14 protein-coding genes are annotated in these 14576 nt (G+C 36.1%); 11 read left to right on the forward strand and 3 right to left on the reverse strand.

The genetic code is table 11. The features are described 5' to 3' along the window. Positions 1 to 34: 34 nt before the first annotated feature. On the reverse strand, positions 35 to 1093 hold the full coding sequence (gene thiL, locus FT993_RS08820; protein WP_147862182.1) for a thiamine-phosphate kinase: 1059 nt from the start codon (positions 1091 to 1093) through the stop codon (positions 35 to 37). A 331-nt stretch (positions 1094 to 1424) separates the two neighbouring features. Between thiL and FT993_RS08825 the strand changes: the two genes are divergently transcribed. The 11 genes from FT993_RS08825 (at position 1425) to FT993_RS08875 (ending at position 9888) form a co-directional block, all read left to right on the forward strand. Beyond that, positions 1425 to 1754 (forward strand): iron-sulfur cluster assembly accessory protein, encoded by a 330-nt coding sequence (locus tag FT993_RS08825; RefSeq protein WP_147862183.1) that lies wholly within the window; start codon positions 1425 to 1427, stop codon positions 1752 to 1754. A 234-nt stretch (positions 1755 to 1988) separates the two neighbouring features. Beyond that, positions 1989 to 3437 (forward strand): Fe-S cluster assembly protein SufB, encoded by a 1449-nt coding sequence (gene sufB, locus FT993_RS08830; RefSeq protein ID WP_147862184.1) that lies wholly within the window; start codon positions 1989 to 1991, stop codon positions 3435 to 3437. A 9-nt stretch (positions 3438 to 3446) separates the two neighbouring features. Next, positions 3447 to 3845 carry a hypothetical protein gene (locus tag FT993_RS08835; RefSeq protein WP_147862185.1) on the forward strand — a complete coding sequence of 133 codons (399 nt, stop codon included), beginning with the start codon at positions 3447 to 3449 and terminating at the stop codon, positions 3843 to 3845. Position 3846: 1 nt separating this feature from the next. Continuing rightward, positions 3847 to 4602, forward strand: coding sequence for a Fe-S cluster assembly ATPase SufC (gene sufC / locus FT993_RS08840; RefSeq protein ID WP_147862186.1), 756 nt, complete (start codon positions 3847 to 3849; stop codon positions 4600 to 4602). A 45-nt stretch (positions 4603 to 4647) separates the two neighbouring features. Further along, a complete protein-coding gene (sufD, locus tag FT993_RS08845; protein WP_147862187.1) occupies positions 4648 to 5961 on the forward strand; it encodes a Fe-S cluster assembly protein SufD in 1314 nt (437 codons plus the stop codon). Positions 5962 to 5964: 3 nt separating this feature from the next. After that, positions 5965 to 7185: an aminotransferase class V-fold PLP-dependent enzyme gene (locus tag FT993_RS08850; RefSeq protein ID WP_147862188.1), complete on the forward strand. Its 1221-nt coding sequence runs from the start codon at positions 5965 to 5967 to the stop codon at positions 7183 to 7185. Next, positions 7182 to 7601 (forward strand): META domain-containing protein, encoded by a 420-nt coding sequence (locus FT993_RS08855; protein WP_147862189.1) that lies wholly within the window; start codon positions 7182 to 7184, stop codon positions 7599 to 7601. Before FT993_RS08850 ends, FT993_RS08855 begins: the two co-directional genes overlap by 4 nt. A 2-nt stretch (positions 7602 to 7603) precedes the next feature. Beyond that, positions 7604 to 8032, forward strand: coding sequence for a SufE family protein (locus tag FT993_RS08860; RefSeq protein ID WP_370450890.1), 429 nt, complete (start codon positions 7604 to 7606; stop codon positions 8030 to 8032). A 4-nt stretch (positions 8033 to 8036) separates the two neighbouring features. Further along, positions 8037 to 8366, forward strand: a complete 330-nt coding sequence (locus FT993_RS08865) for an SUF system Fe-S cluster assembly protein (protein ID WP_147862190.1) — start codon at positions 8037 to 8039, stop codon at positions 8364 to 8366. An 8-nt stretch (positions 8367 to 8374) separates the two neighbouring features. Further along, positions 8375 to 8887, forward strand: a complete 513-nt coding sequence (locus FT993_RS08870; RefSeq protein ID WP_147862191.1) for a DUF2480 family protein — start codon at positions 8375 to 8377, stop codon at positions 8885 to 8887. Positions 8888 to 8958: 71 nt separating this feature from the next. After that, positions 8959 to 9888 (forward strand): DUF3078 domain-containing protein, encoded by a 930-nt coding sequence (locus tag FT993_RS08875; protein ID WP_147862192.1) that lies wholly within the window; start codon positions 8959 to 8961, stop codon positions 9886 to 9888. Positions 9889 to 9963: 75 nt separating this feature from the next. On the opposite strand, the gene FT993_RS08880 is transcribed toward FT993_RS08875, so the two are convergent. Both FT993_RS08880 and FT993_RS08885 read right to left on the reverse strand, forming a co-directional pair. Continuing rightward, positions 9964 to 13416 carry an efflux RND transporter permease subunit gene (locus FT993_RS08880; protein WP_147862193.1) on the reverse strand — a complete coding sequence of 1151 codons (3453 nt, stop codon included), beginning with the start codon at positions 13414 to 13416 and terminating at the stop codon, positions 9964 to 9966. Then, positions 13416 to 14576 (reverse strand): efflux RND transporter periplasmic adaptor subunit, encoded by a 1161-nt coding sequence (locus tag FT993_RS08885; RefSeq protein ID WP_147862194.1) that lies wholly within the window; start codon positions 14574 to 14576, stop codon positions 13416 to 13418. The genes FT993_RS08880 and FT993_RS08885 overlap by 1 nt, the downstream gene beginning before the upstream one ends.

Raw genomic sequence — 14576 nt, forward strand, 5'->3', positions numbered from 1 at the left:
TTGGCGGGATTTTTAAATAATATAAGCTTAGGTTTTATTCTTTATCCTTTTCATCTTCAAAAGAATTCCATCCTCTTGCTTTAATAGGTATTTTTTGGTTCGCACGAGTTATTAAGTGCATGCCTTCTTTTTCTTCGGTCATATGGCCAATTACGGTTAAATTAGGGTTGCCCTTAATCTTATCGTAATCGTTTTGATCTATGGTAAACAATAATTCATAATCTTCGCCACCACTCAAAGCAATGGTTGTACTGTCAATATTAAATTCTTCGCATACCGAGATAACAGCTGGGTCTAACGGAATTTTTTCTTCAAACAAATTTGCTCCAACCTTAGCATTTCTGCATAAATGTATTATTTCAGAAGAAAGACCATCGCTAATATCTATCATACTGGTAGGTTTTACCTCGAGCGCCTCTAGGAGTTGAGGAATGTCTTTTCTAGCTTCGGGCTTTAATTGCCGTTCAACTAAATAGGCGTAAGGTTCTAAATCGGGTTGCGCATTAGGATTTACTTTAAACACCTCATTTTCTCTTTCTAAGACTTTAAGTCCCATAAAGGCAGCGCCAAGATCACCCGTTACTACCAATAGGTCATTCGGCTTTGCTCCACTTCTATAGGTAACTTTATTGGTTTGCACTTGTCCAATTGCGGTAATGCTAATTACCAGACCACTTTGTGAGGAGGTAGTGTCGCCGCCTATCAAATCAACTTTATAAGTGTCGCAAGCTAAAGTGATACCAGCATATAATTCTTCAAGCGCTTCTACAGGAAAACGGTTAGATACCGCTACAGACACGGTTATTTGTGAAGCTTGGGCGTTCATGGCATACACATCAGATAAATTTACCATCACGGCTTTGTAACCTAAGTGTTTTAAAGGGGTGTAGGCCAAATCAAAATGAACTCCTTCAATCAGCATATCGGTGGTGATCACACTTTGCTCTTTTTCGTGATTAATCACCGCGGCATCATCGCCAATGCCTTTATGGGTGGTTGGCTGGTGGGTTTTTACAAAGCGAGTAAGGTGATCTATAAGTCCAAATTCGCCTAATTCAGATAAGCTGGTTTTGGGTAAATTGTCTTCAAACATAAGTGATTTTTCCAATATTTATAAAATGCAAAATTAGTAGAATAATGACTAACAGAATGCATATTAGTAAAAATTTATCGCTTCCGCGGAAGCGATTCTAGATTTAAAATTTAAAAAGTAAGTTTAGCACTGGCTGCTCAAGGATAAGGCATTTTGTAAAATTATAACCTATTTATTTCTAGGTAATTATGGTTATCGTATTGTAAGATAGAAATGGATTATGCTTTATAATTTAAACCTATGCATAAATAAATAAAATAACTAAAGTCGCTATGGGATTAAGCGGGCTATATTGTATCTTTGTGGGCAATATAGTTTAAATAAAATTAAGATGATAAAAGTAAGTGAACAAGCTAGGCAAAAACTTTCTGGATTAATGACAGAAGAAGGTTTTGATGCCCAACAAGATTTTGTGCGCGTAGGAGTGAAAAGCGGCGGGTGCTCTGGTCTTTCTTACGACTTAAAATTTGACAAAACTAAGCAAGACGAGGATAAGATTTTTGAAGATAATGGCGTAAAGCTAATCGTAGATAAAAAAAGTTTTTTGTATTTGTTGGGTACAACCTTAGAGTATAGTGGTGGGCTTAACGGCAAAGGCTTTGTTTTTAATAACCCCAACGCGCAACGCACCTGTGGTTGCGGAGAGTCTTTTTCACTTTAATTAATTGCGAAAAAAAGCTTAATACGGGTTTGTAATAACGACAAAATTTAAGAGCCGTAAAAATGGTTTGCTTTTTATCAACCAAACAGCCTTAGGGCACAGTAGAAAAATAAAAAATTTCAAATTTTGAAAATAAAAGTTAATGACGCATCGGGAAAACGGTTTTTAGTATTACAGAAGAATAAATACTTGAGATTTTATGCTAGTAGCTGAATTAACCTTAAACTTGATTAAATGAATAAATTTACCGAAGACGACTTAAGAGAAGAGTTAAAAACCAAAGAGTATGAGTATGGTTTTTACACCGATATTGAGTCTGATACATTTCCAGTAGGACTAAACGAAGACGTAGTACGTGCCATTTCAAAAAAGAAAGAGGAGCCCGAATGGATGACCGAGTGGCGATTAGAAGCCTTTAGAATTTGGCGAGAAATGGAGGAGCCAGAATGGGCAAATGTGAAATATGAAAAGCCAGACTTTCAAAATATCTCTTACTACTCGGCTCCCAATAAAAAGCCAAAGTACGAAAGTTTAGATGAGGTAGATCCTGAACTATTAGACACATTTAAAAAACTGGGTATTTCACTTGATGAACAGAAGAAATTGGCTGGTGTAGCTGTAGACGTTGTAATGGATTCAGTTTCGGTAACTACTACATTTAAGAAAACTTTAGCCGAAAAGGGTATTATATTTTGCTCTATGTCTGAAGCGATTCAGGATCATCCAGAACTAGTAAGAAAATACATCGGGACGGTGGTGCCTAAAAAAGATAACTTTTATGCGGCTTTAAATTCAGCTGTGTTTAGTGATGGATCTTTTTGCTATATCCCTAAAGGGGTAAGGTGTCCTATGGAACTCTCTACTTATTTTAGAATTAACCAGGCTGGTACAGGGCAGTTTGAACGTACCTTGGTGGTTGCTGACAAAGGAAGTTATGTAAGTTATTTAGAAGGTTGTACAGCGCCACAACGAGATGAAAACCAGTTGCACGCCGCAGTGGTTGAGCTCATCGCGCTAGACGATGCCGAAATTAAATACAGCACCGTGCAAAACTGGTACCCTGGTAATGCCGAAGGAAAAGGAGGAGTGTTTAATTTTGTAACTAAACGAGGCCTTTGCGAAACCAATTCCAAAATAAGCTGGACTCAAGTAGAGACAGGAAGTGCAGTAACGTGGAAATATCCAAGCTGTGTATTAAAGGGAGACAACAGTATAGGTGAGTTTTACTCGGTTGCTGTAACCAACAATCACCAACAAGCTGATACGGGTACCAAAATGATTCATTTAGGTAAAAATACCAAGAGTACTATTATTTCAAAAGGAATCTCTGCTGGTCAGTCGCAAAATTCTTACCGCGGACTAGTGCAAATTAGCAAAAGAGCCGAAAATGCACGAAACTTCTCAGAGTGTGATTCTTTATTGATGGGCAACGAATGTGGAGCGCATACTTTTCCTTATATAGAAACCAAAAATAAATCGGCACAAGTAGAGCACGAGGCAACGACAAGTAAAATTGGTGAAGATCAAATTTTTTATTGCAACCAGCGGGGTATAGATACAGAAAAAGCCATAGCGCTAATAGTAAATGGTTTTAGTAAAGAGGTATTAAACAAACTACCGATGGAGTTCGCTGTTGAAGCACAAAAATTACTAGAAATATCTTTAGAAGGTTCTGTAGGATAAAAAATAAATATGAGAAAAATAGCGCTTATCTTTATTGTGGCAAGTTTGTTTATGGCTTGTAACGATAGTAAAAAAGAAGACCAAAAAGAAGTTGAGTCAACTACAACTACAGAACAAGAAGATGATTTAGTAGTATTAAATGGAGAGTTTATTTATTTAAACGAGGCCGCCGTTTTAAAAGGCGATAGCTTTTTGTATGCGGTAGAGCAAGATAGTATGATGCGTGTATTAGATAAACAAGCAAAAGTGCTAAAACGCGATAAGTTTGACATGATTCCTGTTGAGGTAAAAGCAAGCGTAAAACCAAACCCAGTTAAAGGAGGTTGGGAACAAATTATAGAAATTAAAGAAATAATAAAGGTGTCACCGCCTACACAAGAAGGTGTAATTAAGGTTAAAGCAAATTAATATGTTAAAGATAAAAAATTTACACGCCAACGTAGAAGGCAAGGAGATTTTAAAAGGAATTAATTTAGAAATTAAAGCCGGAGAAGTTCATGCTATAATGGGGCCAAACGGCTCGGGTAAAAGTACATTGGCTTCTGTTATTGCAGGTAAAGAAGAATACGAGCAAACAGAAGGTGAGATTATTTTAGAGAACGAAGAGATATCAGAACTAGAGGCCGATGAGCGCGCGCGAAAAGGTGTTTTTTTATCCTTCCAATATCCAGTTGAAATTCCAGGTGTTTCGGTGACCAATTTTATTAAAACTGCAATAAACGAAACGAGAAAAGCGCAAGGTCTTGAAGAGATGCCGGCTAAAGACATGTTGAAAAAGATTAAAGAAAAATCTGAATTGCTCGAAATTAAGAGGGGATTCTTGTCGCGCTCTTTAAATGAAGGCTTCTCTGGTGGAGAGAAAAAAAGAAATGAGATCTTTCAAATGGCTATGCTCGAGCCCAAATTTGCCATGCTTGATGAAACTGACTCAGGATTAGATATCGATGCATTGCGTATTGTTTCGAATGGTGTAAATAAATTAAAAACTAAAGATAATGCGGTTATGGTAATCACCCATTACCAACGCTTATTAAATTATATTGTTCCTGATTTTGTTCACGTTTTAATGGATGGAAAAATTGTGAAATCTGGAGGTAAAGAGTTAGCTCATAAATTAGAGGAGCACGGTTATGACTGGATCAAAGAAGAAATGAAAATGGCCTAAAGAAGTGCTTTTGAGAATTATTAATGAACGACTGAATTAAGATCTATGGATTTAAAAGAAAAATTAATATCTTCTTTTTATGCTTATGAAGACCATTTGCAAGTAACCAATCAGGTTCACGATGTGAAAGTACAGGCAATAAAAGATTTTGAAACGCTAGGTTTTCCTAAGAAAAAAGAAGAAGCATGGAAATATACCTCCTTAAATAAATTACTTAAGCAAGATTATAATTTGTTTGCTCAGGTTGAAGATGCGTTAGATTATAAAGAAGTAAAAAAATACTTTATACATGAGATAGACACTTACACTATAGTGTTTGTAGATGGCGTGTATGCTTCTCAATTATCTAGTACCACGCATGATAAAATTGATGCCTGCTTGATGTCTTCGGCTATGGAGAAGGATAAATATGCCCATTTGCTCGAGAAATATTTTAATAAAATTGCACCAAAATCCGGTTTAAACGCCCTAAATACTGCGTTTGCCAGACAAGGAGCTTTTATTAATATTCCTAAGAATACCGTAGCAGATAAACCAATACAAATTATCAACTTTTCAACGGGTAAAGAAAATAATCTTATGATTCAGCCCCGAAATTTGATTGTAGTAGGGGAGAACGCCCAGGTAGAAATTATTGAGCGTCACCAGAGTTTAAGCGAAAATCCTGTTTTTACTAATTCGGTTACAGAAATCTTTGTTGAAAAACGCGGTATGCTCGATTTCTATAAAATACAAAACGATACCCACCAAGCCTCTCTGATTGATAATACTTTTATCGAGCAAATGGCAGATACGCATTGCTCGGTGCATACCTTTTCTTTAGGAGGAGCTTTAACTAGAAATAACCTAGAGTTTTACCAAAAAGGAGAGCACTCTAACTCTACCCTTAAAGGCGTTACTTTAATCGAAGGTAAACAACATGTAGATCATAATACTTTAGTGCACCATACTCAACCTAATTGTGAGAGTCATCAAGATTATAAAGGTATATATGATGAAAAATCGGTTGGCGTATTCAATGGTAAAGTTTTGGTTGATAAAATTGCCCAGAAAATTAACGCTTACCAAAGTAATAACAATATTTTGGCCCATGATGATGCCACTATCAACTCTAAGCCGCAACTAGAAATTTTTGCAGATGATGTAGCTTGTAGTCACGGGTGTACCATTGGGCAATTAGATGAAGAAGCATTATTTTATCTTAAATCTAGAGGAATACCGGCCAAAGAAGCTCGTGCTTTATTAACCTATGCATTTGCCAACAATGTCTTAGAAAGTGTAAAAATTGGAGCCATCAAAAAACGGATTAATAAATTAATAGCCAATAAATTAAATGTAAATTTAGGCTTTGACTTATAAATTATGACAAATTTCCCCATAGATAAAATACGTCGAGATTTTCCAATCCTACAGCGAAAGGTAAATGGAAAACCTTTGGTGTATCTTGATAATGCAGCCACATCGCAAACCCCTAAACAGGTAATAGACTGTATAGTAGAGTACTACTCGCTTTACAATGCCAATATCCATCGGGGGGTGCATACGCTATCTCAAGAAGCCACAGATGCGTATGAAGCTGCTCGGGAAAAAATTAGAGTTCATTTTAATGCAAAACATCGTGAAGAGATAATATTTACTTCGGGAACCACCGAGGGAATCAATTTGGTGGCTCACGGTTTTTCAAAACGATTGAAAAAAGGAGATGAGGTTGTTGTTTCGGCTTTAGAGCATCATTCCAATATTGTGCCGTGGCAAATGATGTGTGAAGAAACAGGGGCTAAATTGCGGGTTCTTCCTATGTTGCCTAATGGCGAATTAGATATGAACGCTTACGCGGATTTGGTAAATGCCAATACGAAATTGGTTTTTGTAAATCATATTTCAAACGCCTTGGGAACCATTAACCCAATAAAACAAATTATTGAAAAGGCAAAAACGGTGGGAGCTGCTGTCTTAATAGATGGAGCTCAAGCTGCACCTCATATTAAAGCCGATGTTCAAGCCTTAGACGTAGATTTTTATGTTGTTTCTGCACATAAAATGTGCGGTCCTACAGGCGTTGGGGTATTATATGGTAAAAAAACTTGGTTAGAAAAACTTCATCCTTATCAAGGCGGTGGAGAAATGATAGACCAAGTGAGTTTTGAGCAAACAACTTACGCCGGTTTACCTCATAAATTTGAGGCCGGAACCCCAAATATTTGTGGAGGTATAGCCTTTGGTGCCGCCATTGATTATATGAATACAATTGGCTTTGAGGATATAGCACAATATGAGCATGATTTATTAGAAAAGGCAACACAAGCTTTACTTGAAATTGATGGCCTTAAAATTTATGGTACGGCAAAAGAAAAAACTTCGGTAATTTCATTTAATATAGAAGGAACACATCCGTATGATATCGGTACTATCGTAGATAAATTGGGTATTGCAGTTAGAACAGGGCATCATTGTGCTCAACCTATTATGGATTATTACAAGATTCCCGGTACGGTTAGAGCCTCTTTTGCATTTTATAATACCTTTGAAGAAGTAGAAGCCTTAGTGCAGGCAGTTAAAAAAGCTAAACAGATGCTATTATGAAAAGAATATTAAGTTTATTCACGGTACTGCTATTGTTTGTGGGCTGCCAAGAAAAGCAATCCGATAAGCAAAAGATGGATGCGCTCAAGCAACTTGAAAGTGGCGCTTATGATATTGAGTACATAGACGATAAAGATGTAACACCAAAAAAGATAAATCTTATTGCTATGCTTGAAGAGATGCAGTTAGTAGGCAATATAGTTTGTAATAAATATACTACTAGCTTTAAGTTAGAAGATGATTTTGGAATATTTGTAAAACCCGCAGGAGTAACCCAAGCAGCATGTGAAGATCAGGATCTAGAAAGAGAGTACTTAGAAAGACTGGCGAAAGTTCGGTTTTATGCCTACGATGGTGAACAGCTGATCTTGAAAGATGAGAATAAGAAAGAATTAATGCGTGGAAAAAAGAATTGATTGTGAATACGATTAAAGAGATACAAGAAGAAATAGTAGATGAGTTTTCTATGTTCGATGATTGGATGCAGCGCTATGAATATATGATTGAGCTGGGAAAATCATTACCACTTATCGAAGAACAGTATAAAACCGATGATTACAAAATCAAAGGCTGTCAAAGTCAAGTATGGGTCCATGCCGACTTTCAAGAAGGTAAAGTAGTATTTACCGCCGATAGTGATGCTATAATTACCAAAGGTATTATAGCTCTTTTGGTGCGTTCATTTTCGCATCAAAAGTCAGAGGATATCATTGCAGCAGATACTAAATTTATAGATGAAATTGGTTTAAAAGAGCATTTATCTCCAACCCGAGCAAACGGTTTGGTTAGTATGATAAAACAATTAAAAATGTATGCAATAGCTTATCAAGCTAAAGCAAATAATTAAAACTATGGGTAAATTAGAAGATATAAATGTAAATGAACTGGGTGAGAAAGTTGTAAAGGTAATTAAGACCATTTATGACCCAGAAATACCTGTTGATATTTATGAACTAGGACTTATTTATGATGTTTTTGTGAATGAAGATTACGAAGTTAAAGTGTTGATGACACTTACCACTCCTAATTGTCCGGTTGCAGAAAGTTTACCTCAAGAGGTAGAAGAAAAAATTAAAAGTATTGACATGGTGAAAGATGCAGAAGTAGAAATAACTTTTGACCCGCCATGGTCACAAGATTTGATGAGCGAAGAGGCTAAACTTGAACTTGGTATGCTTTAATTATTGATATGAAAAATCAGCCTATCATAAACCGAGTAGCGAATAGTGCATTAGTAAGCATAGATTTGGAAGATTTATATCAACCTGGCCCAAGACTAGGTATAGATTTAGCCCAATGGTTACTAGAAGGTATAGTCTTGCGTGAGAAAGACTTTCGTAAAGCTGTAAATAGCCAAGATTGGAAGAAATATCAAGGAGCCTACGTTTATCTATATTGCAGCACAGATGCTATCTTACCCGGTTGGGCGTATATGTTTGTAAGTCTACAATTAGGAGATTTTGCCAAAAAGGTTGTGGTGGGTGATGAATTTACGTTAGAAAACACCTTGTTTACAGAAGCAGTTCGAGATTTTGATGCTTCCATTTATCAAGATAAACCAGTTATTATAAAAGGCTGTGCTAAACGTGAAATTCCACCCAATGCTTATGTGCTGTTGGCTCAAAAACTCCAAGTTTATGCTAAAAGTATTATGTATGGCGAGGCTTGTTCGGCTGTACCAATGTTTAAACGCCAAAAGTAGTGGCTAAACTATTGTTGGTTATGAATTAGATTGTTATATTTTTGTGATTGATAAAAAATAAAAATCAATTCATGAAAAAAATTACAATCACTTTACTTTTGTCGCTAATTGTGCAAATGGGATTTGCACAAGAAGAGAATCAAGAACAATCAGGATGGTTGGGTACAGGAACGTTATCACTGCTATTTAATCAAGCGGCTTTCAACGCCGAATGGCAAGGAGGAGGTACTTCTAACTATGCTGGTAGCCTTAATTTTAATTACGATTTAAACTATAAAAAAGGCGACCTTACTTGGGATAATAAATTTATTGCCGATTTTGGTTTAACGAAAGTCAAAGATCAAGACTTTACTCGTAAAACAAATGATCGAGTTGAAATCAATTCGATTTTAGGTAAGCAACTGCAAGAATCTGTCTGGTATTACTCTTTCTTTTTAAATTTCAGAACCCAATTTGCAAAAGGCTATGAATATAGCGAAGCCGATGTGATTGATCCTATTACCAATGATGTGATTGGGGTAGAAACTGTACGAACAGAAACAACTCACTTTTTATCGCCAGGTTATTTACAAGCAGGTCCGGGTATGTTATGGAAGAAAAGCGACAAAATAAAAGTGAACATCGCTCCTGCAACTGCAAGATTGATATTTGTAGATGATGCCTTTACCAGCGTGGCAGGTTATACAGATGGTGACTATTTTGGTGTAGACAGGGGAGAGTCTACCCGATTTGAATTTGGAGCTTCTTTAAACGCATTTGCTAATTTTGAATTGGTAAAAAATGTTAGTTTAGATAATATATTAAGCTTGTATACCAATTATTTAGAAGACCCTCAAAACGTTGATTTAGATTATACTGCAACGCTAAATATGAAAATCAATGATTATTTATCTACCAGCTTTATTTTTCAAGCAATATATGATGATAACGCTATAAGCGGATTTCAAATTAGAGAGGTATTGGGAGTAGGGTTTACTTATAAACTTAATCCTCAAGACTAAAACAGGCTTTTACATAAGAGAAATAAAAAAGGAAATCTGTAAAATGATTTCCTTTTTTATTTTTCAAGATAAATTCTAAGCCACTGCCTTTTTCTTAAATCTTATTTTGGCACGGTTACTAAGGTAGAACATAATAGGCACAATAATTAAAGTTAAGAAAGTGGCAAATATGAGCCCGAATATCACGGTCCAGGCCAAGGGTCCCCAAAAGATAACATTGTCTCCACCAATATAAATACGCGGATCATAGTCTGTAAACAAACTAAAGAAATCTATATTTAAACCAACTGCGAGCGGAATTAAACCTAAAACCGTGGTTATAGCAGTTAACAAAACAGGTCTCAATCTTGATTTTCCTCCCGCAACAATAACTTCAAAATACTGTTTTTTGCTAAGTAGTTGGTCTGAGTCTATATTCAATTGTTCTTTTTTACGGTCAATTAGAATTTGGGTATAATCGATAAGGACAATAGCATTGTTTACCACAATTCCGGCCAAAGAAATTATACCCATCATGGTCATGATAATGATAAAATCCATCTGAAAAACAATTAAACCATATAAAACCCCTACAAGACTTAAAATTACTGCCATTAAAATAATTATTGGTTTAGAGATAGAATTAAATTGGGCCACTAAAATCAATAGGATACCTCCAAGTGCAATTAGCAGTGCTTTCACTAAGAAGCTCATATTTTTTTCTTGTTCTTCTTGCTCTCCAGTAAATTTAAAATTAACATCTTTAGGAAGCTCGTAGCTTTTTAGCTCTGATTTTAATTTGTTAACGATTTCGGTAGGATTATATCCCGTAAGAACGTTTGAGTACACGGTAACCACCCTTTTTAAATCTTTTCTTTTAATTGCACTAAAGGCAGCCGATTCTCTTTTATTTACGAGTGTTGAGATAGGAATTTGCATAATTTCACCCGTATTTTGGTTTTTAAAAGTAATGGGCTGATTGAACAAAGCACTTTCGTCAAATCGTTTACTTTCGTCAAATCTTATATTGATTTCGTAATCATCGTCACCTTCTTTGTAAGTAGAAATCTCTTCGCCATAAATGGCCCTTCTAAGCGTTTGACCTATTTGAGCCGTGCTTACTCCAAGTCTACCTGCTTTTTTTCGATTAACACTTACATTGAGTTCTGGTTTGGCTTTGTTAACATCAATTTTAAGCTCCTCTATACCATCAAGCTTTAAATCATTGATATAAGCACGCATTTGTTCGGCTTCGTGAAGAAGTTCGTTATAATCTTCTCCTGTAACTTCTATATTTATTGGGTATCCCGTAGGAGGTCCTGCTTGGTCTTTTTCAACGATGATAGAAACACCGGGAAAACCTTTTACCGCCTCACGTACTTCAGATAAAACCGTACTACTTTTTACTCCTCTACGAAGGTTAAACTCACGCATGGAGAGAGTAATTTTTGCTTTATGAGGCATTTCATTCTGTTGGCCTCCATCGGTTTGTGGGTTTCCAGCTCCCTGACCCACTTGAGAAATTCCAGATTCGACCATATAGTTATAACCGTCTGCATCTTCGTATTTTTTTATACTATTAAAAATACGCTCTTCTATTTGCTTTGTGAGTTCATTGGTTTTTTCTATAGCCGTACCTTCGGGGTATTCGATATAAGTGATTATCTGGTTAGGTTCATTTTCAGGAAAAAACAAAACTTTGGGTTGAACCACTTTAAGTAAAGCAAAACTGGAAATCAAAAGACCTAAAGTTCCAAAGAAAAACAGATAAGCCCGTTTTCCGCGTAAAGCGAACTTTAGAGTATTCTCATAGAAATTCTCTAATTTTTTTAGTGATTTATATTGAAAATAATCAACTGCTTTTACCAAGAATAGACGGTACACCCATATTAAAATAGAAATTAGAATAGCTAGGTTTCCTAAACCACGCAGTAATCCAGAATCGGCTACAAAGCCTAAAATCAGTAGGATTAATCCGAATATTGCAACAATAGCGGTTATAAAGATTATACGTTTGCGACTTACTTGTTTTTCCTGAACCAGCATATACTTAGAGGTAAGCATAGAATTGATGATCAAGGCTACGAAAAGCGATGACCCCAATACTACCGACAAGGTAATGGGAAATATAACCATAAATTTACCAATGGTTCCTGGCCAAAGTCCAAGGGGGAAGAAAGCTGCTAGGGTGGTAGCTGTACTAGCGATGATAGGCCAAGCAATTTCTCCTAATCCTTGTTTGGCTGCTTTAATTCGTGGCATGCCTTCGCTCATTAGCGTATAAACATTTTCAACAACTACAATACCATTGTCTACCAACATACCCAGACCCATTACCAAAGCAAAAAGCACCATGGTGTTTAAGGTATATCCCATGCTAGACAGGATGATAAACGACAAGAACATAGAGAGCGGTATGGCGATTCCTACAAATAATGCATTCCTAAATCCTAAGAAAAACATAAGAACCCCAACCACTAAAATAACTCCAAAAATAATGTTGTTTACCAAGTCATCAACTTGGCTTTCGGTTTTTATAGATTGGTCGTTGGTTAAGCTAATATGTAGTTGCTCTGGCAGGTAATTTTCTTGTTCATTTTTAATGATATCCTTGATGCTTTCTACCGCCTCAATCATATTTTTACCTGCTCTTTTTTTAATGTCAAGCATTACCACAGGTTGCCCATATTCTCGTGCAAAGGTGCTAGCATCTTTCTCAGAAAAATTAACTTTTGCTACGTCTCGTAAGTAAACAAGACCCCCTTCACGTTTTATGATTACATCTTCAATTTCCTTTGGGTTCTCAAACTCCCCAACAACCCGAATATTTTTTTCGACTCCATTTGTGGTTACATTACCTCCCGAGATAGTTTTATTTTCAAAATTTACAGCGTTTATAATATCATCAAAACTCACCTTAGAAGCGGTCATCTTATAAAGGTCTACCGCGATTTCTACTTCTTTTTCTTCGGCACCACGTATAGTTGCCTCTTTAATTTGTGGTAAAATTTCAATCTTATCTTGCAGATACTCGGCGTAATCTTTAAGCTGAGGCACTGTGAAATTCCCCGTTAAATTTACATTCAAGATTGGCATCTCTTCAGAGATATTTAAATCGAAAACGTTAGGTTCTACTTTGGCGCCATTGTCTAGTGTTGGCCAAGTAGTTTCAGCTTTCACCAGATCAACTTTATCTTTTACTTTTACTTTAGCATCTGAAACCGACACGTCTTCTTCAAATTCTACGATTACCATTGAGTAATCTTGTAAGGTGCTTGAGCTTATTTCTTTAACCCCAGCTATGTTGTTAAATTCTTCCTCAAGAGGTTCGGTAATAAATTTTTCTACATCCTCGGCAGCGTTACCCGGGTTAATAGAACTAACGTAAATTTTGGTTTCTACTACCTCTGGGAAAGCCTCTCGGGGCATACTGTAGTAACTTAAAAGGCCTCCTAACAAAACGATACTAATGATAACAAAAACAGTCATGCTGTTTTCTATCGCCCAAGTAGATATGGAGAAATCTTTATAGGTATTTTTATTTGCCATTATGCTTTGGTTTTCACTTTTTGTTGATCGCGCATGCTACGAGCTCCTTCAATAATTATTATTTCTCCGGCTTTCAATCCAGCTTTAATTTCAATTTTATTGTCGTAAGTTAAGCCCGTTTTTACTTTGCGTTTGTGTGCTATGCCTTTATTTTTTTCTGTAGGTTTGAAAGCATAGGCTATATGTTCTCCAGCAGCGTTTTCTTGTAAAATGCTTTGCGGAATGACAATCGCATTTTGAGCAGTATAATCGTTTATTTTTAAAGTAGCAATCTGGTTAGGTTTTATGCCTTGAGTTTTTGCTGGTAAATTTATCTTAACTTCAAAACTACGGTTATTAGGATTAATATAATTGGCTACTTGATCTATGCTGCCAGCTATAGATTTGTCTAAAGCAGCAAATTGAATTTGTACCTCTGTGCCTTTATTAATTTTACCTAAATAACTTTCGGGAACCTCTGCGGTAATATACATTTCATTTAGATTAACCAGTCTAAAAAGAGCGTTTTGGCCTGGATTCACCACTTGACCTTCGTCGGCAATAACCTGGTCTATGGTGCCCGAAAATGGTGCCCGTACAATCGTTTTGGCTAATTGAGCACGTAATTGCTTGGCTGAATTTTGAACGGACTCAAAGTTTGATTTAGCCTCTAAAAATTGTATTTCGCTACCTATCTTTTGTTTCCATAAACGTTCTTGACGTTCAAAAGTGGTTTTTGCCAACGATAATTGGGTCTCTATTTGAGCAAGTTGACTACTCAAGCCGCCATCATCTATACGCGCTAAAATTTGACCTGCACGAACTTGATCACCTTCCTTTACGGATATGGTTTTTAGAATTCCACTATATTCTGGATATATTACGATATTTTTATCGGTGTCAACATCTCCTTGAATTTCTAGATAATGCTTGAATAAGGTGTCATTTAATTGAAGTGTGGTGACCAAGGTACCTTGATCTGTGGTATCCAACTTCTGTAATTTTTGATTTATTTTATTTAAATCATCTTTGATTTGCATCTGTTGTTGTGAAAGTTGTGATTTCATTTCGCGTAAGCGCTCCATATCATTACTTTCTAACACTTCTTCAATATTGGCCTGTTTATTTGAACAGCTCCAAAGACTAATGAATATAATTAATAAGCTAATTGATTTTTTCAT

This window comes from Mesonia sp. HuA40 (genome assembly GCF_008017835.1).
GTDB lineage: Bacteria > Bacteroidota > Bacteroidia > Flavobacteriales > Flavobacteriaceae > Mesonia.

Excerpts from the sequence above, each read along its gene's own strand:
- thiL (WP_147862182.1), bottom strand. The coding sequence starts at position 1,093 with ATGTTTGAAGACAATTTACCCAAAACCAGCTTATCTGAATTAGGCGAA.
- FT993_RS08825 (WP_147862183.1), top strand. The coding sequence starts at position 1,425 with ATGATAAAAGTAAGTGAACAAGCTAGGCAAAAACTTTCTGGATTAATG.
- sufB (WP_147862184.1), top strand. The coding sequence starts at position 1,989 with ATGAATAAATTTACCGAAGACGACTTAAGAGAAGAGTTAAAAACCAAA.
- FT993_RS08835 (WP_147862185.1), top strand. The coding sequence starts at position 3,447 with ATGAGAAAAATAGCGCTTATCTTTATTGTGGCAAGTTTGTTTATGGCT.
- sufC (WP_147862186.1), top strand. The coding sequence starts at position 3,847 with ATGTTAAAGATAAAAAATTTACACGCCAACGTAGAAGGCAAGGAGATT.
- sufD (WP_147862187.1), top strand. The coding sequence starts at position 4,648 with ATGGATTTAAAAGAAAAATTAATATCTTCTTTTTATGCTTATGAAGAC.
- FT993_RS08850 (WP_147862188.1), top strand. The coding sequence starts at position 5,965 with ATGACAAATTTCCCCATAGATAAAATACGTCGAGATTTTCCAATCCTA.
- FT993_RS08855 (WP_147862189.1), top strand. The coding sequence starts at position 7,182 with ATGAAAAGAATATTAAGTTTATTCACGGTACTGCTATTGTTTGTGGGC.
- FT993_RS08865 (WP_147862190.1), top strand. The coding sequence starts at position 8,037 with ATGGGTAAATTAGAAGATATAAATGTAAATGAACTGGGTGAGAAAGTT.
- FT993_RS08870 (WP_147862191.1), top strand. The coding sequence starts at position 8,375 with ATGAAAAATCAGCCTATCATAAACCGAGTAGCGAATAGTGCATTAGTA.
- FT993_RS08875 (WP_147862192.1), top strand. The coding sequence starts at position 8,959 with ATGAAAAAAATTACAATCACTTTACTTTTGTCGCTAATTGTGCAAATG.
- FT993_RS08880 (WP_147862193.1), bottom strand. The coding sequence starts at position 13,416 with ATGGCAAATAAAAATACCTATAAAGATTTCTCCATATCTACTTGGGCG.
- FT993_RS08885 (WP_147862194.1), bottom strand. The coding sequence starts at position 14,576 with ATGAAAAAATCAATTAGCTTATTAATTATATTCATTAGTCTTTGGAGC.